The organism is Rhizobium sp. NZLR1 (assembly GCF_017357385.1).
GTDB lineage: Bacteria > Pseudomonadota > Alphaproteobacteria > Rhizobiales > Rhizobiaceae > Rhizobium.
The window spans coordinates 3,825,858-3,847,291 of sequence record NZ_CP071632.1; the positions used below are offsets into that span (position 1 = coordinate 3,825,858).

The following is a 21,434-nucleotide window of genomic DNA, read 5'->3' on the forward strand; positions in this document are numbered from 1 at the left end:
CAGCAGCGGCGGACGGTCTTTCATCGGCGACCGTCATGCGATCTTGTAGCGTTCCGCCGGCACGGTGCGAGACAGGTTCGGCATCAACGCCTGACGCGCCTCCTCGTAGGCGGCAAGCAGGCCTGCATCCTCGAGTGACGGGATCGTTGCGAACTCGCCCTGCCCGAGGCCCGAGAGCGACGCATCGACCATGTTTTCTGCAGACATCACGATCTCATTCGGCAGATACTCGACCGGCGTGCCGGCGATGCCCCAGAATTCCGTCGCAGTGGCGCCGGGCAGCACGACCTGAATGCGGATGTTCTTTTCCGCCAGCTCATGCTTCAGCGACTGGCTGAAGGCGAGTACGAAGGCTTTCGTGCCGCCATAGACGCCATTTAGCATCTCTGGGGAGATCGCGACGATGGAAGAAATATTGATGATCGTACCGCCGCCGCGGGCGACGAAACCCGGCACGACGGCATAGGTCAGCCGTGTCAGCGCCGTCACATTGAGCTCGATCATCGCCTGCATCTTGTCGACATCGGAGGAAAGCAGCGGCGCCGTTCCGCCGACGCCGGCGTTGTTGACGAGAAGCGTAATGCTCCGGTCTTCCTTCAGTACGCCTTCGATGCGGGCGAGGCCTGTCTTGTCGCCGAGATCGGCCACGACAGTCTCGACCGTCCGGCCGGTTTCCGCCGTCAACCGGCTTGCCAGCGACTTCAGCCGTTCGCCGTTGCGGGCGACGATGATGAGGTCGTAACCCTGCTTCGCCAGCCTATGGGCGTAGACTGCGCCGATGCCCGAGGATGCACCGGTCACCAGCGCCGTGCCCTTCAGTTCCTGTGTCATGATCCGTCTCCTTGAATACGCCCTGGCCTGATGCCCTGCGCTTGAGGAGAGTCTTACGCCCGATTGCGCATGTCCTGAATGTCATATATACCACCTTTCAGGACATCATTTGGGATCTGATGATCGTGCAACGAATTGGCTTTCTGCTCTATCCCGGCTTCCAGATTATGAGCTTGGCGGCCGTTTCCGCCTTCGAGTTCACCAATATCGAACTTGAGGAAAAGGCTTACGACATCCATTATCTCTCTGAACATGGTGGGTCGATTGCCAACTCGCTTGGCATGGTGATGGAGACGGAGGCCTTTGGCGACCCGGCCCTCGACACGCTGATCGTGGCGGGAGCGCCTGGCGTCAGGCTGCCGAGCGCAGCAGAAGCCGACTTCATCCGCGCCGCCCTGCCCGCTACCCGTCGCTTGGCCTCGATTTGCACCGGCGCCTTTTTTCTTGCCGAAGCCGGCATCCTCGACGGCCGTCGGGCGACGACGCATTGGTATGTCTCGCGCCAACTGCAAAGCCGATATCCAAAAATAAAAATGGAAGAAGACCGGATCTTCATCATCGACGGTTCCGTCTGGACCTCGGCCGGTATGACGGCCGGTCTCGATCTGGCTTTGGCGATGGTTGAGAAGGATCACGGTTTCGAGGTGGCCCGTGCCATTTCCCGCAAGCTCGTCGTCTATCATCGCCGGGCCGGCGGCCAGTCGCAATTTTCCGCCCTTCTGGAACTGGAGCCCAAATCGGACCGCATCCAGAAGGCACTCGCCTACGCCCGCAGCAATCTGAAATCGGCGCTGCCAGTTGAGGAACTGGCGGAAGCGGCCCACCTTAGCCTCCGCCAGTTTAGCCGCGCCTTTCGCGCCGAAACCGGACAATCACCGGCCAAGGCAGTTGAGAACCTGCGGTTGGAAGCCGCCCGCCTGATGATGGAGCAGGGCCGCCACCCGATCGACGTCGTTGCCCGCGAAACCGGCTTTGTGGATCGCGAGCGCATGCGCCGTGCCTTCCTGCGCGCTTTCGGCCAGCCGCCGCAGGCAATTCGGCGCACCGCCCTACAGCAACGGCAGATGTGATGTGTCAGGCCGCCGTCCCGCGCAGGGCGCCATGCACCGATTGCAGCACGAGTTCGGCAAGCCGGGCCGCAGCCGGTTGCGGTTCGGCTTCGGCCCGATGCAGGACCAGACCGAGCTTTGGCAAATCAGGCAGGCCGATCGTCTCCGGCGCCAGCGGTCGGACCTTTGCCGGCAGGCCGATCGGTGTACGGATGGTGATGCCGAGGCCCGCCGCCGCCGCTGCCCAGAGACCGCCGAGGCTGGGGCTGACAAAGGCGAGACGCCAGGAAATGCCCGCCTCGTCAAGTGCCCGGGTCGCTGCACTTCGCAACAGGCACGGCGCCTCCAGCGAAGCGAGCGGCATCGGCTCACCGCTTGCCGCATGCCAGCCCGGGGCTCCCTCGACCGGTCCAATCCAACGCATCGGCACCTCGCCAATCTGCTCGCAATGCGAAGTCCGTGTGCCATCGCTCCAGGCAAGCGCCAGATCGAGCTTGCCTGAGGTGACGCGCTCGAGCAGTTCGGCATTGCGCACCACCCGCGCTTCGATGCGGACCTTCGGATGGGCACGCGCGAAGCGGCCGAGCACCTCCGGCAGCAGGTTTTCGCCAAAATCCTCCTGCAGGCCGAGCCGCACCCAGCCCTCCAGCTCGACGCTGTGCACGGCCGCAGCCGCCTCGTCGTTGAGTTCCAGCAGCCGCCTGGCATAACCGAGCATCGTCTCGCCGGCGTCGGTCAGCGCCAGGCCGCGCCCCACCTTGCGGAAGATCGGCGTGCCGGCCTGCTCCTCCAGCTTCTTCAGCTGCGCGCTGACCGCCGAGGTGGAACGCCCGAGCCTTTCGGCCGCCTTGGCGAAATTGCCGAGCTCCATACCGGTCGAAAAGGTACGGAGCACATCGAGATCGAAAATTGTCCGCCGCATTCTATAATCCCATTTTTCAGGATCATCGATCCATAACTTTCTGATTTTCAGCATCATTGTGCTGTGCGATGGTTCTGCTGTCAAGGCCGACGAACGGCCTGAACCATGGAGATCCAGATGCCCTTCGTTCGAATTTCGCTTCGCAAAGGCAAGTCGTCGGACTATCTCGCCGCACTGGCCGACAACATCCAGCGTGCCTTGGTCGAGACCTTCGACGTGCCCGAAAACGACCGCTTCCAGGCCATCCATCAGCATGATGAGAACGAGCTGATCTTCGACCGCAGCTACCTCGCCGGTCCCCGCTCCGACGATTTCGTCTACATCTCGATCACGATCGGCAGACCCCGGACAGCCGAGATGAAGGCTGCGCTCTATCGGCGGCTCGGCGAACTTCTGGCGCAATCGCCGGGCCTCCGGCCCGAGGATGTGATGATCGTCATCAGCACCAGCGCACCGGATGATTGGTCCTTCGGCAACGGCATCGCCCAGATGGCCGATCCCGACTGGCGGCTGCGGACGGTCGGAGGCCGGCAATGACCACGTTGAACCCGAAGACGATGACCATCAGGCGCCCCGGCAGGGCGGTGCGCTCGCCGGAAGGCGTTGCAACGGCGCCTTTCTGGGTCGAAATGTTGCTCGAAGGCGGGGCCGACGGTGAGAACACCGCAATGCGCGCGACACTCGATCCCGGCACTATCACACGCTGGCATACGCACCCCAAGGGCCAGTTGCTCTACGTGCTTTCGGGTCATGGGCTGGCACAGAGCAAGGGTGGTCCCGTCGAGAAACTGCGCGCCGGCGACGCCGTCTGGTTTGCCCCCGGCGAGCGCCACTGGCATGGCGCAGCCGATGACAGTCCTTTCAGCTATATCAGCATCCAGCCGGCCGAAAACGGCAGCATCGTCGAATGGCTGCAGCCGGTGGAGGCACGGTCATGATCGCCATGCAGTACAGCTTCACGCTGCCGGCCGATTACGACATGTCGATCATCGACCATCGTATCCGCGACAAAGGTCCGCTGCTCGACGGCTTTCCCAATCTCGGCTTCAAGGCCTATCTCAGGGCCCTTAAGGGCGAATTCGGCAGCCGCGACAATCTCTATGCGCCCTTCTATCTCTGGCAAGAGCCGGAAGGGGCAAGCGACTTCCTCTGCGGCCCGGCTTTCCAAACACTCACCGGCGCCTTCGGCTGGCCGCAGGTGAGGACCTGGATCGTCTGGCAGGCAGAAATCTCGCCCGACATCGCCGCGGCCAGATTTGCCACGCGCGATATACTGCATATCGAGCCCTACGCTCCGCTTGCCGAAATCCGCCGTGCCGACAGCGCGGAGGCTGCAGCCGACGTCGTGACCGGCGGCGCACTCGCCTCGGTCTCCGGCTTCGAACCGACGACATGGACGCGGGTGCGCTTCAGGCTATGGCGAGAAATTCCTGAAATTGACGCGCACACGCAGGCCTATCGCGTCGGTCACCTGTCGCTGGCTCGAGCATGAGTTCAAGCAATTGCCCGGCGATAAAAGGCGAGCGAGCCGGCAAGCGCCAACAGCGCGCCGCCGCAAGCCCGTTCCAACCATAGGGCGCCTGAGGTTTTCAGGAAACGCACCGCCCGCGAGCCGAAAAAGGCGTAGCCGAACATGATGAGAAAATCGAGTGCGGCAAAGGTGAGCGCGAGCAGCGCATATTGCGTTGCCTGTGGCAGGGAGGGATTGATGAACTGCGGCAGGAAGGCCGAGAAGAACAAATAGCCCTTCGGATTGGTCGCCGCGACCATGAAGCTCTTCAGTCCGATCGAGAAGGGAGATATAGCCCCCGAAGACGCCCCGGATTTCAGCGCCGCATCGATCGTGCCCTTCGAGCGCAGCAGCATGATGCCGAGAAAGGCGAGATAGGCAGCACCCGCCCATTTCAGCATTGAAAACCAGAATTCCGATGCCGCCAGCAAGGCGCCGAGGCCGATCGCGACGGCGCCGATCAGCACGAAATCGGAAAGCACCGCGCCGATCATGCCGGCAATCGCCCGGCGCAGGCCATGCCTCGAACCATTGGTCAGCGCCAGCAGCACCGTCGGCCCCGGTGTGGCGATGCCGACAAAGGAAACGGCTGCAAAAGCCAGAAGCGTGACGATATCCATGATGATCCCTCCCAATCGAGGATCGAAACTTGCACGCACAGCAGCGCTTAGCAATGCTGTCCTGTCAAAGAAAAAGCCCGCCGCCTCCTGAGGCAGCGGGCTTTCAAACGGACCGATCGGATCAGATGCCGCTTTGGCCGTCGGAGCCGATATAGGCGATGCGGATCATATTGGTGGCGCCGGGCGTGCCGAGCGGCACGCCGGCCGAGATGATGATGCGGTCGCCCGGCTTGCCGAAACCTTCGTCGGCGACGATGCGGCAGGCGCGGTTGACCATGTCGTCGAGATCGGTCGCGTCATGGGTGACGACGCAATGCAGGCCCCAGACGACGGCAAGGCGGCGTGCCGTCTTGATGATCGGCGACAGTGCCAGGATCGGCACCTGCGGCCGCTCGCGCGAGGCGCGAAGGCCCGTCGTGCCCGACGAGGTGTAACAGACAATCGCCGACAGCTTCAGCGTCTCGGCGATCTGACGGGCAGCAAGCGAGATCGCATCGGCGCCGGTCGCTTCGGGCTGGGCACGCTGGGCGTAGATGATGCCGGGATAATGCGGCTCGCGCTCGATGGCGGTGGCAATCGACGCCATGGTCGAGACGGCCTCGACCGGATAATCGCCGGAAGCGGATTCGGCCGAGAGCATGACGGCATCCGCACCTTCGAAGACGGCGGTTGCGACGTCGGAAACTTCGGCGCGCGTCGGCACCGGCGAGGAGATCATCGATTCCAGCATCTGCGTGGCGACGACCACCGGCTTACCCGAACGGCGGCAGGCGCGGATCAGCTGCTTCTGGATACCGGGAACCGATTCGAGCGGCATTTCGACCCCGAGATCGCCGCGGGCGACCATCAACGCGTCGGAAAGCTCGATGATTTCCTCGATACGCTCGAGCGCCTGCGGCTTTTCGATCTTCGACATCAGGCCGACACGGCCACGGGCGATCTTGCGCACTTCGGCAAGGTCATCGGGACGCTGGACGAAGGACAGCGCCACCCAATCGACATCGTCGGTGGCGAGCACGGCGTCGAGGTCGGCGCGGTCCTTGTCTGTCAGTGCGCCGACGCCGAGCAGCGTGTCGGGAAGGCTGACGCCCTTGCGGTCGGAGATGCGCGTGCCCGAAATAACAGTGGTGACGATGCTCTTGCCGTCGCATTTTTCGGCGCGGAGCGCGAGCTTGCCGTCATCGATCAACAGGCGGTGGCCGGGCTGCACCGATTCCAGGATCTCGGGATGCGGCAGAAAGACGCGGTTCTGATCACCGAGCGCTTCGTTGTTGTCGAGCGTGAAGGTTTGGCCGGGCTTCAGGTCGACCTTGCTGTCGACGAACTTGCCGACACGCAGTTTCGGTCCCTGCAGGTCAGCGAGAATGCCGATCGGCCGGCCGCAGCGCGCTTCAACCGAGCGGATGCGCTGGATCAGCGTACGCATCAGGTCGTGGCTTGCATGGCTCATGTTGATGCGGAAGACATCGGCACCGGCCTGGTGCAGCTTCTCGATCATCGATTCCTCGGCGGAGGCAGGCCCGAGGGTGGCGAGGATTTTAATTTTGCGATTACGCTTCATCAATTCTGGCTTTCTTGCGTCCCTGGGGTGTCGGAGAGTTGGACCATCCAGCTACCCTGGCGGCCCGTATCATATTCCTTGAATCCCATCTTCTGGTAACCGCGGGCATAACAATCCTGCACACCCGTAATCTTGAACTCGTTTTCCGCCACGCACATCTGCACGTCGCCCGTCCATCGTCCTCCCCGGGCGGCGTCCTCTGCGTAGAGGTAATAATAACGCGACTGCAATTCTCCCTCGATCAACGTGGCGCAGGTCGTTGCCGGCACCTGCCACCAGCCCTCGGTCATCCAGCCATCCTTGGCCCGGTAGCCGATCGCGACGCCGACGAGATTTTGCGTTCCGTTGCAGACGCGAAAATCGGCGCGTGCGGCATCTGCGATGAAAAACGGCATGATGGCTGCAAGAGCGAACAGAGCGAGACGGACCAGCGGTCCGGACCGCGTGAGGAAACTTGGCGCGGCTTGGATCAACACGGCTCCCAAATAGCTCCACGGTTATTCGTATCGGTGTCTTCTTGCGCCGCCGTCAAGCGAAAGTCAACGCAATGCTAATCGATTATATTTCCTTTCACAAACCACCCGTCGAGGGTCCGGCTCAACCGCTGTCCGCCTGCGGCGCTTGAACGTGGCGCAGACGCATGCGATCACTGCCACCGACTGCGCAATGACAAACGGCAATTCCTGATGGACGACTTCCAATCCTTCGAAATCCTACCCGGCAAACATGACAAAGGCATGGTGATCCTCGCAGATCACGCGATGAACCGCCTTCCGGCGCGATATGGTCGGCTCGGCCTGCCCGACGCCGCCTTCGGCCGCCACATCGCCTATGACATCGGCATTGAGGGGCTGACGCGGCAGCTTTCGGCGAGGCTCGGCGTGCCCGCGGTACTCGGCGGCTTTTCGCGCCTGCTGATCGACCCGAACCGCGGCGAAGACGATCCCACCTTGATCATGAAGATCTCCGACGGCGCCGTCATAACAGGCAATCATCCGATCACGCCGCAGGAGTGGAATGCCCGCATCGAAACCTTTCATCGCCCCTATCACGGCGCCGTGGCCGCAACGATCGACAAGGTGGCGAATGCCACCGGCAGGGCGCCGCTGGTGCTGTCGCTGCACTCCTTCACCCCGGCCTGGAAGGGCATTCCCCGCCCCTGGCACGCCGCCGTGCTTTGGGATAGCGACCACCGCGCCGTCGGCCCGCTGCTCCAGAGGTTGCGCGCCGATCCCGATCTTGTCGTCGGCGATAACGAACCCTATGACGGCGCGCTGAAGGGCGATACCATGTACCAGCATTGCATGATCACCGGCATTCCGCACGCGCTGCTCGAGGTGCGCCAGGACCTGATCGCAGACGAGGCCGGAATATCGGCATGGGCCGAACGCCTGGCGCCGATCTTTGCGGCGATGAATGCCGATCCGGCCCTGCACGAATACGACGTCCACCTGTCGCGCACAGGTCCCTATTGAGTGAAAGGCCCCCGAAGGCCCCTGGTGAAGAAAGGAAAGCGAGATGACCGCGCTCAGCAAAACACAGCAGACCGAATTCGAGGCCGCAGCCTTCCGCCGCCTCCTCGCACATCTTCGCGAGCGCAACGACGTTCAGAACATCGACCTGATGAACCTGGCCGGCTTTTGCCGCAACTGCCTGTCGAACTGGTATCGCGAAGCCGCCGAGGCTGAGGGTGTCCCAATTACCCGGGACGAATCGCGCGAGATGGTCTATGGCATGCCGTATGAAGACTGGAAGAATCTTCACCAGAACGAGGCCTCGCCTGTGCAAAAGGCTGCTTTTGAACTGAACAACCCACACAAATAGCTTGGCTTGCCGACAACAGGCTTGACCGTGACGCCGCTTCGCGGCAGTCACGTGCATCCAAATTGATCACCCGAAAAATCAGGAGAACACGATGTCTGATGCTCATGGCGTCGCCCGCGATCAGCTTCGCGCTTTCATCGAGCGCATTGAACGGCTGGAAGAAGAAAAGAAGACCATCGCCGACGATATCAAGGACGTCTATGGCGAAGCCAAGGGAACCGGCTTCGATACCAAGATCCTGAAGAAGGTCGTGGCGCTGCGCAAGAAGGACGAGCAGGAGCGCATGGAGGAGGAAGCCATCCTCGACACCTACCTGCTCGCGCTCGGTATGATCGAGTCGCCGCCGGAAGGCTGATCCGCCGCGCATCGCGGATGCCGACAAGCCGCCGGGCCTTCCGGCGGCTTTTCTTTTGCCCAATGCAGGTCGCCCGGAAGTGTGCAGCGGTTCCGGGATAACGACATGCATAAAACAAAGGACTAAAGCGCGTCGCATGAATCAAGCTTGATGCGACGCGCTTTAGAACAGGATGTCATAAGAAAACCGCTCACACTTTCGGCATCACGCCCTGAAACACACTTGGCTAAATGGTCACCTCGCCTCGGTCGAAGCGGACAAAGAAAAACCGCCGGAATCGCTCCGACGGTTTTCGATATTTCATGATCGGCCGGCTCAGTTCGTGTTGAACTTGCGCACTTGCATGAAGTTCACCGCCGTGCCGCTGAAGCGGGCGGGGTCGACCGAAGCGGTCTTGACATTGAAGCCCTCGGCATAGACGGCGGTTGGTTGGGCACGCATCGTCTGGCTGACGAAACGCGGCGCCTTGACCTGCTTGGAGGCCATTTCGAGGCGGGCATTGGTCAGCGCCCACTGCGAGATCATCTTTTCCGTCAGCTTCGGCTCGGTGCGCACTGCCGCGCGGCTGGCATCGGCTGCGGCGGCTTCCTTGTGTGTCGGGCGGCCGCCCTTGGCAGGAAGTCCCTGAGCCACAGCGCTTTCGGTGGCCGGTTCGTCGAAGCCGTCACCAAAGCTTGCCGATTTGGACATCGGCGCCAAGGCGGCGAGTTCGAGCGGCGGCTTTGCGGCAGGCGCCTTTTGCGTCATCGCGGCGTTGATCGCCTGCTCTACTGTGATTGGCGGCGCCTTCGACGCGATCTGACTTTCCGCACCCTCGTTTCGCTGCTGGTCGAGCGCATCGGCGACGGCGGGAGACAACGCGTCCTGATCGGCTTCGTCGGCCTCCGCTTCGGGATCGGCATCGGCCGCGGCAAGAAGGTTCTCGGCAACGGCAGGGCGTTCGACCGGCGTCGGAACCGGCAGCGCATTGGCGCCCGTCAGCGACGCAAGCTCGGCGTCGCCAGGCGCACGGCGCGGGCCGAGAAGCGAGGGGACCGGAATACTATAGGCGCTGAGATCGGCAAACTGCTGCGGTTGGGCCTGATCGGCAGGAAGGGCCGCTGCAAGAGCCTGTTGCGCCGCATTACCCGAAGACGGTGCGACGAGCGCGCTCGCCACGTCGCTGCCGGCCGGCTGGTTGCTGAATGCCGGGCGAACCTGCGGCACCGGCGCGTTCAGATCGGCGACCTCGGTCTGTTGCGGCTCGGCAGGGGCTGGCTCGGACTTCGGCGGCGTCGCCTTGGCGACGGCAACAGGGGTCGAATCGTCCGTATCGTCTTCCTGCTCATCCGCTCCGCCGCCGAACAGCGCTGCAAACAGCGTCTTGTGCTTCGGCGCCGATTCGGAGGCGCTGGCGATCTCGATCTGCGTGCCGCTGACGCGGCGCTTGTAGTCGACCATCGCCTGCTGGTAGCCCGGCAGCGGCTTGCCGTCAGCCGGAATATGAATGGTGTTGCCGTTCGGGAAAAGCCGGACAAGCTCGTCACGGCTCATGCGCGGCCAGGCGCGAACGCCGCCGACGTCCATATGCACGAAGGGCGATCCCGATTTCGGATAGAAGCCGACGCCGCCGACCTGCATCTTCATGCCGATCCCGCGCAATGTCGCGAGTTTGACGTCCGGAATGAAGAAGTCCATCGCCTTGCCGAGCATATGCTGGCTCTTTTCGGCGACGCCTGAGTTGCGCGAGCGGCCGCGCAGCATCTCGTTGGTTCCCGGCGAACGGAAACCGCAGACGACGTTGATGTAGTCCCTCGAACCGCTCTGGCGATAGACGTCCCAGATCAGGTCGAACAGGCGCGGATCCATCTTCGTCGGCTGATTCTTGCGCCAGTCGCGCAGGAAGCGGTTCAGCTGCTCCAGACCCTTCGGGTCGAACTTGCCGTTGCGCTTGTAGGTGATGACGGCTTTTTCGCCGGTATGGATGAAATAGAGCTTGAGGCTGCGGGTGTCGCCCGCGGCCTGCGAAGGTGTACCAACGAATACCGGTGAGGAAACCGCGAGCGCAAGAAGGGCGGCCGCTGCCGTCCTTATTGCCTTTCCGCAAATGTCGGCGCACAACAAACGCCAGCTCAAGCGCGAACGCTTGGAATTCCCATTCAGATTCGGCAACTCGATCCCCGTCAGACAGACAATGTCCCGTACTGTCTCAGATGACTGTCAAATGCGGTCACACGATGGCAAAAATGCCACACATGATCAACCTTTTCTTTACATAGTGAACGAGCCACTAACAAGTGGTTTATGACCAGTAACAAATCGTGGTTGCCTTAGTCTTAACAAAAAGCGCTTAAGCCGCATCTTTCTGGGGATTGTCGGGGTCTATACCGTAATCCTTGAGCTTGCGATAAAGTGTGGACCGGCCAATGCCAAGTTTGCGCGCCACTTGACTCATCTGCCCGCGATAGAATTTGAGCGCGAATCGAATGAGCTCTTCCTCGACATCGGCAAGCCTGCGTACGTCGCCGGCGGGATTGACGCTGGCGATCGCGTTTTCGGAGGCTTCGGACAGACGGTGATGCACCGCTCCCGAGATCGACGCCCTGAAATCCTCACCATAGGTGTCGTCGGGATCGAGGCCGGTATTGTCGGCAACGAGCGCCAGGTGATCCACGACTTCGTATTCCGGAAGCTGGGCGGCGATCTGCGGGAAGTCCCCCTCGGTCAGCTCCGGCCCTTCGGCGAGAACGACCGCGCGGAAGATAGCGTTTTCGAGCTGGCGGATATTGCCTGGCCAGTCATAGGCGGTCAGCAACGCCAGCGTGCCCGAGTTCACCGTCATGCGGCGACCATTTTTCTGCTCGCTGGAGAAGCGCTCGGCAAAGACACGCACCAGATTCGGAATATCCTCCTTGCGTTTGCGCAGCGCCGGAATGGTGATCGGGAAGACGTTGAGGCGATAGTAGAGATCCTCGCGGAAATGGCCGTTCTTGACCTCCTCGATCAGATCCTTGTTGGTCGCCGAGATCAGCCGGACATTGACCTTATGGGCGGTGCGCGCACCGACGGTCTCGATCTCTCCCTGCTGCACGGCGCGCAACAGCTTCACCTGCACATCGAGCGGCAGGTCGCCGATCTCGTCCAGGAAAATGGTGCCGCCGTCGGCTTCCATGAATTTGCCGATATGGCGCTCGGTCGCGCCGGTAAACGCACCCTTCTCATGGCCGAAGAGAATGCTCTCGACGAGATTATGCGGGATCGCCCCGCAATTGACCGTGACGAAGGGCTTGTTCGAGCGGTCGCCGCCGGATTGGATGGCACGCGCCACCAATTCCTTGCCGACGCCGGATTCGCCTTCGAGCACGACGGGAATATTGGACTGAGCCGCCCGCTGGGCGAGATCGATGACGCGGATCATCGCCGGGCTTGCCGATACGATGTCGTCGAAGCCGACCGAGCCTGAGCGCGACCGGCGGCCGGCCCGCGCCTTCACCTCGCGCTGGTCGAGCTTCATCGCGTTCGAGATCGAGGTGGCGATGCGCTCGGGCGAGACCGGCTTGACGACGAAGTCGAAGGCACCGGCCCGCATCGCTTGCACCACCGTTTCGATACCGCCCTGCCCCGTCTGAACGATGACCGGGATCTGCGTGCCGAATTCGTGAAGCGCGTCGAGGAACTCGAGGCCGGTCATCTCCGGCATCATCAGATCGAGCACGATGACGCTGAAAAGGCCGCTGTCGCGTTTGACCATTTCCAGGCCGATGCGACCGTTTTCCGCCTGGTGCACGACATGGCCGTGCCGCTCGATTGCATTCTTAAGCAGGCGGCGCTGCACGGGGTCGTCCTCGACCACGAGGATTTGCCCTGCTCCCTTGAGCTCATTGTAACCGGTCATTGTCGCCTCACTTCATGCGAAACCATTGAGCGCACTCTGACAGGAAGGCTTGAACATCCAGTTTTGAGAAATAATTGCATTTTAACGATTGGAACGGGTCATTTTCGTGCCGAACCGATGCCTTTCTTGCGCCGAAAGGCCCTTGATGCCGGGCCTTCTCGCGCTTATTCAAGCAGACCTGTTATGAAAGTGGAGAGGAATTGCCCCATGAAAATCAAGCTCCCGCACGCCAGCCTTCTTTTCTCGGCAGCAGCGCCAGCTGGGGCGACCGATCCGGCGCTCGGCGATCTGCCGGTCTGGAAGCTGCAGGATCTTTATCCCTCCGCCACCTCGACCGCCTTCGTCGCCGACATGGAAAAGGCCGGCAAGGCCGCGATCGCCTTTGAAGAAAAGTGGAAGGGCAAACTGGCCGCGGCGGCGACCAAGACCGGCACTGAGGGCATCGGCGCGGCGCTGAAGGAGTATGAGGCGCTGGACGACATCATCGGCCGCCTCGGCTCCTTTGCCGGCCTCACCTATTTCTCCGACACCACCAACCCGGCAAACGGCAAGCTCTATGGCGACGTGCAGACCAAGATCACCGAATTTTCCGGCCATCTCCTGTTCTTCGCGCTGGAACTGAACCGCATCGACGACGCGGTGATCGACGCCTCCATGGCTAGAGATACCGCCGCCGGACACTATCGCCCCTGGCTGATCGACCTTAGGAAGGACAAGCCCTACCAGCTCGACGACAGGCTGGAACAGCTCTTCCTCGAAAAATCGATGACATCGGCCGCTGCCTTCAACCGCCTCTTCGACGAAACCATGGCGGAACTTCGCTACGATATCGATGGCGAGAAAGTGCCGCTCGAAGTGGCGCTGAACAGGCTGCAGGAAAAGGACCCCGAAGCCCGCCGCAAGGCCGCCATGGCGCTCGGCGAAACATTCAAGGCGAATATCCGCACCTTCACGCTGATCACCAATACACTTGCCAAGGACAAGGAGATCGCCGACCGCTGGCGCGGCTTCGAGGACATTGCCGACAGCCGCCACTTGGCAAACCGCGTCGAGCGCGAGGTCGTCGATGCGTTGGCCGCCGCCGTCCGCGAAGCCTATCCCCGCCTTTCGCACCGCTATTACAAGATGAAGGCGAAATGGCTCGGCATGGAGCAGATGAATTTCTGGGACCGCAACGCGCCGCTTCCGGAAACCTCCACTGCCGTCATCTCCTGGCCCGAGGCGAAGGACACGGTACTTTCGGCCTACGGCAATTTCGCCCCCGAGATGGAGGCGATCGCCAGGCGGTTCTTCGACGAGCAGTGGATCGATGCCCCGGTCCGCCCCGGCAAGGCGCCCGGCGCCTTCGCCCATCCGACGGTTCCCTCGGCCCACCCCTATGTGCTGGTCAACTACATGGGCAAGCCGCGCGACGTGATGACGCTTGCCCATGAACTCGGGCACGGCGTGCACCAGGTTCTGGCCGGCGCGCAAGGGGCGCTGATGTGCCAGACGCCGCTGACGCTTGCCGAAACCGCCTCGGTCTTCGGCGAGATGCTGACTTTCCGCGCGCTCCTGGAAAAAACCAGCGACATGCGCGAGCGCAAGGCGATGCTCGCCCAGAAGGTCGAGGACATGATCAACACGGTCGTGCGCCAGATCGCCTTTTACGAATTCGAGCGCAAGCTCCACACCGCCCGCAAATCAGGTGAACTTACCGCCGACGACATCGGCGAACTTTGGCTCTCCGTCCAGTCGGAAAGCCTCGGGCCGGCGATCAACATTTCTGAAGGATACGAGACCTATTGGGCCTATATCCCTCATTTCATCCATTCGCCCTTCTATGTCTATGCCTATGCCTTCGGCGATTGCCTGGTGAATTCGCTCTATGCCGTCTACCAGAAAGCCGAAAAGGGCTTTCAGGAAAAGTATTTCGAACTGCTGAAGGCTGGCGGCACCAAGCACCACTCGGAACTTTTGAAGCCTTTCGGCCTCGACGCCACCGATCCGTCGTTCTGGAGCCAGGGCCTGTCGATGATCGAAGGGCTGATCGACGAATTGGAAGCTTTGGATAGAGCTGCCTGATCTGCCTCCCCACGGCCGACCTCTTCCCGCAGGCGGGGAGAGGCGCCGGCAGGCGGATAAGGGATCGTGCTCCAAGAAAAGACGCCGCTGATGGCCGAAACCCAACCCTCTATTCTCTACCGCGACGACACATCAGGACAGGTGATGCTTTTCGCCGAGCCGGCAGAGATCATTATTGCCAGGACGCGGGGCGAATTCTTTGCCGGCCTTGCCCGAATGGAAGAGGCCAAGGCCGAGGGCAAATGGCTCGCCGGGTACATGGCCTACGAGGCCGGATATCTCTTCGAAGAAAAACTCGCTCCCTTCGCCGGGGAAAACCGTGAAACGCCGCTACTCTGTTTCGGCGTCTTCGACGCCCCGCAGCCGGACACACACCCGCTTGCCCAACCAAAACAGCGCCTCGAAAACGAGGAATTCCTGACGGCCCCCAAGGCTGCCTGGGATTTCCCTCTCTATAAAGAGCGCTTCGACCGCCTGCACCAGCACCTGCGGCTTGGCGACGCCTATCAGGCGAACCTCACCATGCCGGTCGAGGCCCGCTGGAACGGCGATCCCCGTGCTGCCTTCTGGTCGCTGATCGAACGCCAGCCGGTCAAATACGGCGCGCTGGTTGATCTCGGCGGTCCGGTTATCCTTTCGCGCTCGCCGGAACTGTTCTTCCGCATTGATGAAGAGGGCTGGATCGAGACCCATCCGATGAAGGGCACTGCGAAACGCGGCGCTACCGCGGCCGAAGATGCCGAAATCATCGAGGCCATGCGCCGCGATATCAAGACGCAGGCGGAAAACCGCATGATCGTCGATCTGCTACGCAACGATATTTCCCGCATCACCGAGGTGGGCACGCTCGACGTCCCGAAGCTCTTCGACATCGAGACCTATCCGACCGTCCACCAGATGGTGAGCCATGTGCAGGCAAGGCTCCGTCCGGATCTTTCGATCCGCGACGTCTTCTCCGCGCTCTTTCCCTGCGGCTCGATCACCGGCGCGCCGAAGATGCGGTCGATGGAAATTCTGCATGCGCTCGAAGACACGCCCCGCGACGCCTATTGCGGCGCGATCGGCATGATTTCGCCGAGCGGCGCCATGCGCTTTTCCGTCGCCATCCGCACCATCACGCTTTTTGACGGCGGCAGAGCCGTCTTCAATGTCGGCGGCGGCATCGTCTTTGATTCCACAGCCGAGGCCGAATATGAGGAATGCCTGCTCAAGGCCCGCTTCGCCGTCGGCGACCAATGGATTGCACGATGATCGATTTTTCGCTGGTCGAGACGCTGCGCTGGCAGCCTGGTGAGGGTTTTATCCGCCTGCGGCTGCATCTCGCCCGGCTTTCCCGCTCCGCCCGTCGCCTTGGCTTCCCGCAACCGATCGACGCCATGGCAAGGCTTGACGAAGCCGTTGCCGGTGCTGCCGGTCGGCTGCGTGTCCGCCTGACTTTCGACGCCCAAGGCCACATCGAGGTGACAAGCGCCGCGTTCGTGCCGCTGGCGCCCGACACCACCTGGACCGTGCGCCTTGCCGAGACACGTCTGAACTCCACCGACAGGCTGCTGCGCGTCAAAACCACCCGCCGCGCCGTCTACGAAAGCGCACGCGCCGAATACAGGCTCGACGAGGCCGACGAAGTCATTCTTTTGAACGAACGCGGCGAAGTCTGCGAGGGCACCATCACCTCGATCTTCCTGGACGACGGAACCGGCATGCTGCGCACCCCGCCGATCTCCTGCGGCCTGCTCGCCGGCGTGCTGCGCACGGAGCTGATCTGCGCCCGCAAGGCGCATGTCGGCCGCCTCACGCTTGCCGATCTCGATGCCGGCGCGCTTTATATCGGCAACTCGCTGCGCGGCCTGATCCGCGCAAACCTCGTCAGGAACTGACCATGTTCATTCTCTCCCTCACCTACATCAAATCCAATGACGAAGCCGACCGGCATATGGAGCCGCACTTGGCCTGGGTGAAGGAGGGTTATGCGAAGGGCTGGTTCCTCGCCTCCGGCCGCAAGGTGCCGCGCACCGGCGGCGCGATCCTGGCAGTCGGCGACTGCGCCACAATCGAGGCCTATGTCGCCGCCGATCCCTTTACAATCCATGGTGTTGCCGAATACGACATCACCGAGCTTGCGGTGACGACGACGGCCGAAGGGCTGGAAATCCTGAAGCGCTGATTTTAGAGAGGCCGGTCGGATGATCCCGTCGTCCCTCGCCGACCCGATATTTGCCCTTTCCCCCTCAACGCTCTTTATTGTGACGCCGTTTTATGGTTAGAGCCGGTCACTTCGCATCTCTGCGGCAATTTCAAAAGAATTCTTCGGGCTGAACGCCTTCGTCCCCTTCCATAGGAGAAAAGAATGACGGAACAAAACTATCCGGTATATGCCGAAATCACCGGTCCGATCGTGATGATCGGCTTTGGCTCCATCGGCCGCGGCACCCTGCCCCTGATCGAGCGCCACTTCAAATTCGACAAGAGCCGGATGGTCGTCATCGACCCGCGCGAAGAGCCCTCCGACATGGAGATTCTGAAGAAGCACGGCGTTCGCCACATCAAGGAATATGTCACCAAGGAAAATTACAAGGAACTGCTGAAGCCGCTGCTGACCGAAGGCGAAGGCCAGGGTTTCTGCGTCAACCTCTCGGTCGACACCTCCTCGCTCGACATTATCAAGCTCTGCCGCAAGCATGACGTGCCCTATGTCGACACCGTCGTCGAACCCTGGCTCGGCTTCTATTTCGACAAGGGCATGAGCAATGCCGACCGCACCAACTATGCGCTGCGCGAAACCATGCGCAAGGAAAAGGCAAAGAACCCGGGTGGCGCCACCGCCGTCTCCACCTGCGGCGCCAATCCGGGCATGGTCTCCTGGTTCGTCAAGCAGGCGCTTGTCAATCTCGCCAACGACACCGGCCTCAAATTCGAGGAACCGGACCAGCACGATCGCGAAGGCTGGGCAAAGTTGATGAAGAAGCTCGGCGTCAAGGGCGTCCACATCGCCGAGCGCGACACCCAGCGCACCAAGCATCCGAAGCCGCTCAACGTCTTCTGGAACACCTGGTCCGTCGAAGGCTTCATCTCCGAAGGCCTGCAGCCGGCCGAACTTGGCTGGGGCACGCATGAAGAGTGGATGCCGAAGAACGCCAAGAAGCACAAGAAGGGCAACAAGGCGGCGATCTACCTGGAGCAGCCGGGCGCCAACACCCGCGTACGCACCTGGTGCCCGACGCCCGGCCCGCAATACGGCTTCCTCGTCACCCACAACGAGTCGATCTCGATCGCCGATTATTTCACCGTCCGTGACAAGGACGGCGAAGTGACCTTCCGCCCGACCTGCCACTATGCCTACCACCCGGCCAACGACGCCGTGCTCTCGCTGCATGAGATGTTCGGCAATGGCGGTACGGCGCAGCCGGTCCACCACGTTCTCGACGAGGACGAACTGGAGGACGGCATCGACGAACTCGGCGTCCTGCTCTACGGCCATGAGAAGAACGCCTACTGGTATGGCTCGCGCCTGTCGCTGGAAGAAACGCGCCGCATCGCGCCCTATCAGAACGCCACTGGCCTGCAGGTGACCTCCGCTGTTCTCGCCGGCATGGTCTGGGCGCTGGAAAACCCGAATGCCGGCATCGTCGAGGCCGACGAGATCGACTACAAGCGCTGCCTCGAAGTACAGATGCCCTATCTCGGCCCGGTCGAGGGACACTACACCGACTGGACCCCGCTCGATGGCCGCCCAGGCCTCTTCCCGGAAGATATCGACACCAAGGATCCGTGGCAGTTCAAGAACATTCTCGTTCGCTGAGATCGCTCGCGCGACCCTGAAGATGCCCGCCGCAAGGCGGGCATTTTTGTAACGCCGGCTGTCTAAATGCCGCCCGGCGCGCCGCCAAGGCTTGCCTTCACGGCGGGCGCGCGCCATGTTTTGCCCGAACTTGGCGGGTGTTCCGCCGCGCCGATTCGCCGGGAGAAGCTTTATGAAAATCAGAACTGGTCTCGTTCTTGTCGGTGCAGCGGCTGCTCTTGCCGCCTGCGTTTCATCAGAGCCGCGCCGCCTGCCAGTTGCAATGACGCCGTCAGCCACCGGCGTCGAAGGCAACTGGAGCGATCCGAACGGCATCGTTTCCACCTTCCAGGGCGGTAGTTTCACCACCCGCACGACCGACAGCAACCAGCTTCTTGCCTCGGGCACCTATATCAACACTTCGCCGACCTTGGTGGAGATCAACATGACCTCGCTGGTGCGTAAGACCCAGTCCAAGGTGAATTGCGCCCTTGTCAATCAGAGCCAGCTCAATTGCACCTCCGATTCCGGCGCACAATTCACGCTTTCCCGCCGAGGCTAAGGGGGATAGGCTAAGCACGCCATGCGCGCCCTCGCCGTTTATCTCGTCCTGCTGCTCGCGCTGCCGCTTGCAGCACTTGCCGTCGTTTTTCCGGCCAACGTCTATCGTGCCCAGGGCATCGCCGCTCCCGATTGCGACAGACCGGGCCAGGTGCTGATGTTGGCCGTGCCGGCAATATTGATCTACGGCGCCGGCGCACTCTTTGCCTATCGAGCCGGCCGGCGCTTTAATCGCCTCATTTTCCTTCTCTGTTTGAGCATCGCGCTCGCTACGGTTCCGAATATTGCGGAGGCCGTGCACGAACTCTATCGAAATGCCGCCGCCGGCGAATGCCGGGGATAGCAACCGGCTTTTTTGCCCTGCCCCCTTGGAAAGCGTCAGGCCTAGCCCAGCTTTCTCTTGCGGTCGCCCATCCTCTGATGGAACATCCGCAGGCCGGGACCGCCCCCGGCGGACTATGAAGGGATCGGCGAGGATCAGGGGGATCTCTCGCCCAATCAGGAGAACAGGGATGACGAAGTCTTTCAGCTTCGGTCTTTTGACCGCGTCCATGCTGGCGCTGAGCGCGGGCGCTGCCTTTGCGGATTACGAACTCAATATTCTTCATATTAACGATTTCCATTCGCGCATCGAATCGATCAACAAGTTCGACTCCACCTGCTCGGCCGAGGAAGAAGGCAAGAACGAATGCTTCGGGGGTGCTGCCCGCCTGAAGGTCGCGATCGACCAGCGGCGTCAGGCGCTGTCGGGCAAGAACGTCGTCCTCCTGAATGCCGGGGACAATTTCCAGGGCTCGCTCTTCTACACGACCTATAAGGGCGCTGCCGAAGCCGAATTCCTGAACCTGATGAAGTTCGACGCCATGACCGTCGGCAACCATGAATTCGACGACAGCGAGGACGGGCTTGCGACCTTCCTCGACAAGGTGCAGTTCCCTGTCGTGACGGCGAACGTTAAGGCGACAGCCGCCTCCAAGCTCGGCGACCGCATCAAGCCGTCGCTGGTGCTCGATGTCGGCGGCCAGAAGATCGGTATTGTCGGCGCCGTCACCAATGATACGGCCGAACTTTCCTCCCCCGGCCCGAATGTCACGATCGCCGATGACGTCCAGGCGATAACCTCCGCCGTTCAGGATCTGAAGGGCCAGGGTGTCAACAAGATCATCGCGTTGACCCATGTTGGTTACCCCCGCGATCTCGCTTTGATCGCCAAGATCCCAGACGTCGATGTCGTTGTCGGCGGCCACTCCCATAGCCTGCTCTCCAATACCGATCCAAAGGCTGAAGGCCCCTACCCGACGATGGTCGACAATCCCGGTGGCTACAAGGTGCCGGTCGTTCAGGCTGCCTCTTACAGCAAATATCTCGGCGATCTCGTCGTCAATTTCGACGATAGCGGCGTCGTCAAGGATGCCAAGGGCGATCCGATCCTGATCGATTCAACCTTTACGCCCGATCCGGCCGTCGTTGCCCGCATCACCGAACTGGCCAAACCGATCGAAGAATTGCGCAAGAAGGTCATCGGTTCCTCCGAGGCCCCGATCGAGGGCGACCGCAAGGTCTGTCGCGTCAAGGAATGCTCGATGGGCAATCTGGTGGCCGACGCCATGCTCGACCGCACCAAAAACCAAGGCGTTACCATCGCCGTCCAGAATGGCGGCGGTCTGCGTGCTTCGATCGACGGCGGCGAGGTCACCCAGGGCGAAGTCATCACCGTCCTGCCTTTCCAGAACACGCTTGCCACGTTCGAGGCAACCGGCGCAGATGTCGTCAAGGCGCTTGAAAACGGCGTCAGCCAGATCGATCAGGGCGCCGGCCGCTTCCCGCAGGTCGCCGGCCTGAAATTCTCCTTCGACCAGTCCAAACCTGTCGGCAGCCGCGTCAGCGATGTCCAGGTGAAGGAGGGCGACAACTCCGCCCCGATCGACCCTGGTAAGACCTACAAGGTCGCCACCAACAATTTTATGCGGGCCGGCGGCGATGGCTATTCGATCTTTAAGGACGGCAAGAACGCCTATGATTTTGGCCCGGATCTCGCCGACGTGACCGCCGAATATCTGGCAGCCCACTCACCGTATAAACCCTATACCGACGGCCGCGTCACCGAAATCGCCGCGGTTGTGGCGCAGGCCCCCGCCGCCGAACCCGCTGCTCCGGCGACGCCGGCAGCACCTGCACCAACCACCGAACCTGCCCCCGCCCCTGCGGCAGCGCCAGCTCCGGCCACGCCGGCCGCACCCGCGCCTACTGCGGAACCGGTACCGGCGTCGGCACCCGCCGCAACGGCGCCGTCCACCTACGTGATCGCCGCGGGCGACACCTTCTGGGATCTCGCCGTGACCTTCTATGGCGACGGCACGCTATGGCGGAAGCTTTCGGAGGCCAACGGCAGTCCGAACCCACGCCACCTGACGGTCGGCAAAGAGATCGAAGTTCCGGCAAAATAAGACAATTTGTCCCGATTGCCATGACCGGTCCGGGGTTT

22 protein-coding genes are annotated in these 21,434 nt (G+C 61.8%); 15 read left to right on the forward strand and 7 right to left on the reverse strand.

All coding sequences use genetic code 11. From position 1 onward, the window contains the following. Positions 1-33: 33 nt before the first annotated feature. Complete coding sequence (locus tag J3O30_RS18915) at positions 34-831, reverse strand: SDR family oxidoreductase (protein WP_207581737.1); 798 nt, start codon at positions 829-831, stop codon at positions 34-36. Positions 832-950: 119 nt separating this feature from the next. Here J3O30_RS18915 and J3O30_RS18920 point away from each other — a divergent pair, with 119 nt between their 5' ends. Next, complete coding sequence (locus J3O30_RS18920; protein WP_207581738.1) at positions 951-1,901, forward strand: GlxA family transcriptional regulator; 951 nt, start codon at positions 951-953, stop codon at positions 1,899-1,901. Between the two features lie 4 nt (positions 1,902-1,905). Here J3O30_RS18920 and J3O30_RS18925 read toward each other — a convergent pair whose 3' ends face one another. After that, positions 1,906-2,802, reverse strand: coding sequence for a LysR substrate-binding domain-containing protein (locus tag J3O30_RS18925; RefSeq protein WP_207581739.1), 897 nt, complete (start codon positions 2,800-2,802; stop codon positions 1,906-1,908). A gap of 117 nt (positions 2,803-2,919) precedes the next feature. Here J3O30_RS18925 and J3O30_RS18930 point away from each other — a divergent pair, with 117 nt between their 5' ends. From J3O30_RS18930 to J3O30_RS18940, 3 genes are read left to right on the forward strand one after another with little or no spacing between them, the layout of a single operon-like run. Next, on the forward strand, positions 2,920-3,339 hold the full coding sequence (locus J3O30_RS18930) for a tautomerase family protein (RefSeq protein ID WP_207581740.1): 420 nt from the start codon (positions 2,920-2,922) through the stop codon (positions 3,337-3,339). Further along, positions 3,336-3,740, forward strand: coding sequence for a cupin domain-containing protein (locus tag J3O30_RS18935; protein ID WP_207581741.1), 405 nt, complete (start codon positions 3,336-3,338; stop codon positions 3,738-3,740). Before J3O30_RS18930 ends, J3O30_RS18935 begins: the two co-directional genes overlap by 4 nt. Continuing rightward, positions 3,737-4,294, forward strand: coding sequence for a DUF4865 family protein (locus J3O30_RS18940; protein WP_207581742.1), 558 nt, complete (start codon positions 3,737-3,739; stop codon positions 4,292-4,294). The genes J3O30_RS18935 and J3O30_RS18940 overlap by 4 nt, the downstream gene beginning before the upstream one ends. 2 nt (positions 4,295-4,296) lie before the next feature. Here J3O30_RS18940 and J3O30_RS18945 read toward each other — a convergent pair whose 3' ends face one another. From J3O30_RS18945 to J3O30_RS18955, 3 genes are all read right to left on the reverse strand, one after another. Next, positions 4,297-4,932 carry a LysE family translocator gene (locus tag J3O30_RS18945; RefSeq protein WP_207581743.1) on the reverse strand — a complete coding sequence of 212 codons (636 nt, stop codon included), beginning with the start codon at positions 4,930-4,932 and terminating at the stop codon, positions 4,297-4,299. Positions 4,933-5,053: 121 nt separating this feature from the next. Beyond that, entirely contained in the window at positions 5,054-6,493 is a 1,440-nt protein-coding gene (gene pyk, locus J3O30_RS18950) for a pyruvate kinase (RefSeq protein WP_207581744.1), read from the reverse strand. Further along, a complete protein-coding gene (locus J3O30_RS18955; RefSeq protein ID WP_089152718.1) occupies positions 6,493-6,978 on the reverse strand; it encodes a DUF1036 domain-containing protein in 486 nt (161 codons plus the stop codon). The genes pyk and J3O30_RS18955 overlap by 1 nt, the downstream gene beginning before the upstream one ends. A 201-nt stretch (positions 6,979-7,179) precedes the next feature. On the opposite strand from J3O30_RS18955, the gene J3O30_RS18960 reads away from it, so the two are divergent. The 3 genes from J3O30_RS18960 to J3O30_RS18970 all read left to right on the forward strand — a co-directional run bounded on the left by J3O30_RS18960 (position 7,180) and on the right by J3O30_RS18970 (position 8,672). Continuing rightward, complete coding sequence (locus tag J3O30_RS18960; protein WP_207581745.1) at positions 7,180-7,968, forward strand: N-formylglutamate amidohydrolase; 789 nt, start codon at positions 7,180-7,182, stop codon at positions 7,966-7,968. A gap of 43 nt (positions 7,969-8,011) precedes the next feature. Continuing rightward, on the forward strand, positions 8,012-8,317 hold the full coding sequence (locus J3O30_RS18965) for a DUF1244 domain-containing protein (protein WP_207581746.1): 306 nt from the start codon (positions 8,012-8,014) through the stop codon (positions 8,315-8,317). 91 nt (positions 8,318-8,408) lie between these two features. Then, positions 8,409-8,672: a DUF2312 domain-containing protein gene (locus J3O30_RS18970; protein WP_007631616.1), complete on the forward strand. Its 264-nt coding sequence runs from the start codon at positions 8,409-8,411 to the stop codon at positions 8,670-8,672. A gap of 315 nt (positions 8,673-8,987) precedes the next feature. Here J3O30_RS18970 and J3O30_RS18975 read toward each other — a convergent pair whose 3' ends face one another. Together J3O30_RS18975 and J3O30_RS18980 are read right to left on the reverse strand one after the other, a co-directional pair. Continuing rightward, positions 8,988-10,823: a DUF882 domain-containing protein gene (locus J3O30_RS18975; protein WP_207581747.1), complete on the reverse strand. Its 1,836-nt coding sequence runs from the start codon at positions 10,821-10,823 to the stop codon at positions 8,988-8,990. A 178-nt stretch (positions 10,824-11,001) separates the two neighbouring features. Further along, the gene (locus tag J3O30_RS18980) at positions 11,002-12,546 is read right to left on the reverse strand and encodes a sigma-54 dependent transcriptional regulator (RefSeq protein WP_207581748.1); all 1,545 of its coding nucleotides are present in this window, start codon (positions 12,544-12,546) and stop codon (positions 11,002-11,004) included. Positions 12,547-12,753: 207 nt separating this feature from the next. On the opposite strand from J3O30_RS18980, the gene J3O30_RS18985 reads away from it, so the two are divergent. From J3O30_RS18985 to J3O30_RS19020, 8 genes are all read left to right on the forward strand, one after another. Next, complete coding sequence (locus tag J3O30_RS18985) at positions 12,754-14,610, forward strand: M3 family oligoendopeptidase (protein ID WP_207581749.1); 1,857 nt, start codon at positions 12,754-12,756, stop codon at positions 14,608-14,610. A gap of 90 nt (positions 14,611-14,700) precedes the next feature. Then, a complete protein-coding gene (locus J3O30_RS18990) occupies positions 14,701-15,861 on the forward strand; it encodes an aminodeoxychorismate synthase component I (RefSeq protein WP_207584374.1) in 1,161 nt (386 codons plus the stop codon). Further along, a complete protein-coding gene (locus J3O30_RS18995) occupies positions 15,858-16,487 on the forward strand; it encodes an aminotransferase class IV family protein (RefSeq protein ID WP_207581750.1) in 630 nt (209 codons plus the stop codon). Before J3O30_RS18990 ends, J3O30_RS18995 begins: the two co-directional genes overlap by 4 nt. 2 nt (positions 16,488-16,489) lie before the next feature. Continuing rightward, the gene (locus J3O30_RS19000) at positions 16,490-16,774 is read left to right on the forward strand and encodes a YciI family protein (RefSeq protein ID WP_207581751.1); all 285 of its coding nucleotides are present in this window, start codon (positions 16,490-16,492) and stop codon (positions 16,772-16,774) included. A 183-nt stretch (positions 16,775-16,957) separates the two neighbouring features. Then, entirely contained in the window at positions 16,958-18,409 is a 1,452-nt protein-coding gene (locus tag J3O30_RS19005; protein ID WP_007631624.1) for a homospermidine synthase, read from the forward strand. Positions 18,410-18,581: 172 nt separating this feature from the next. Then, positions 18,582-18,950 (forward strand): outer membrane lipoprotein Omp10, encoded by a 369-nt coding sequence (omp10, locus tag J3O30_RS19010; RefSeq protein WP_207581752.1) that lies wholly within the window; start codon positions 18,582-18,584, stop codon positions 18,948-18,950. Positions 18,951-18,971: 21 nt separating this feature from the next. Beyond that, positions 18,972-19,292 carry a hypothetical protein gene (locus tag J3O30_RS19015; RefSeq protein ID WP_207581753.1) on the forward strand — a complete coding sequence of 107 codons (321 nt, stop codon included), beginning with the start codon at positions 18,972-18,974 and terminating at the stop codon, positions 19,290-19,292. A 169-nt stretch (positions 19,293-19,461) separates the two neighbouring features. Beyond that, a complete protein-coding gene (locus tag J3O30_RS19020) occupies positions 19,462-21,396 on the forward strand; it encodes a bifunctional UDP-sugar hydrolase/5'-nucleotidase (protein ID WP_207581754.1) in 1,935 nt (644 codons plus the stop codon). Positions 21,397-21,434 lie beyond the last annotated feature (38 nt).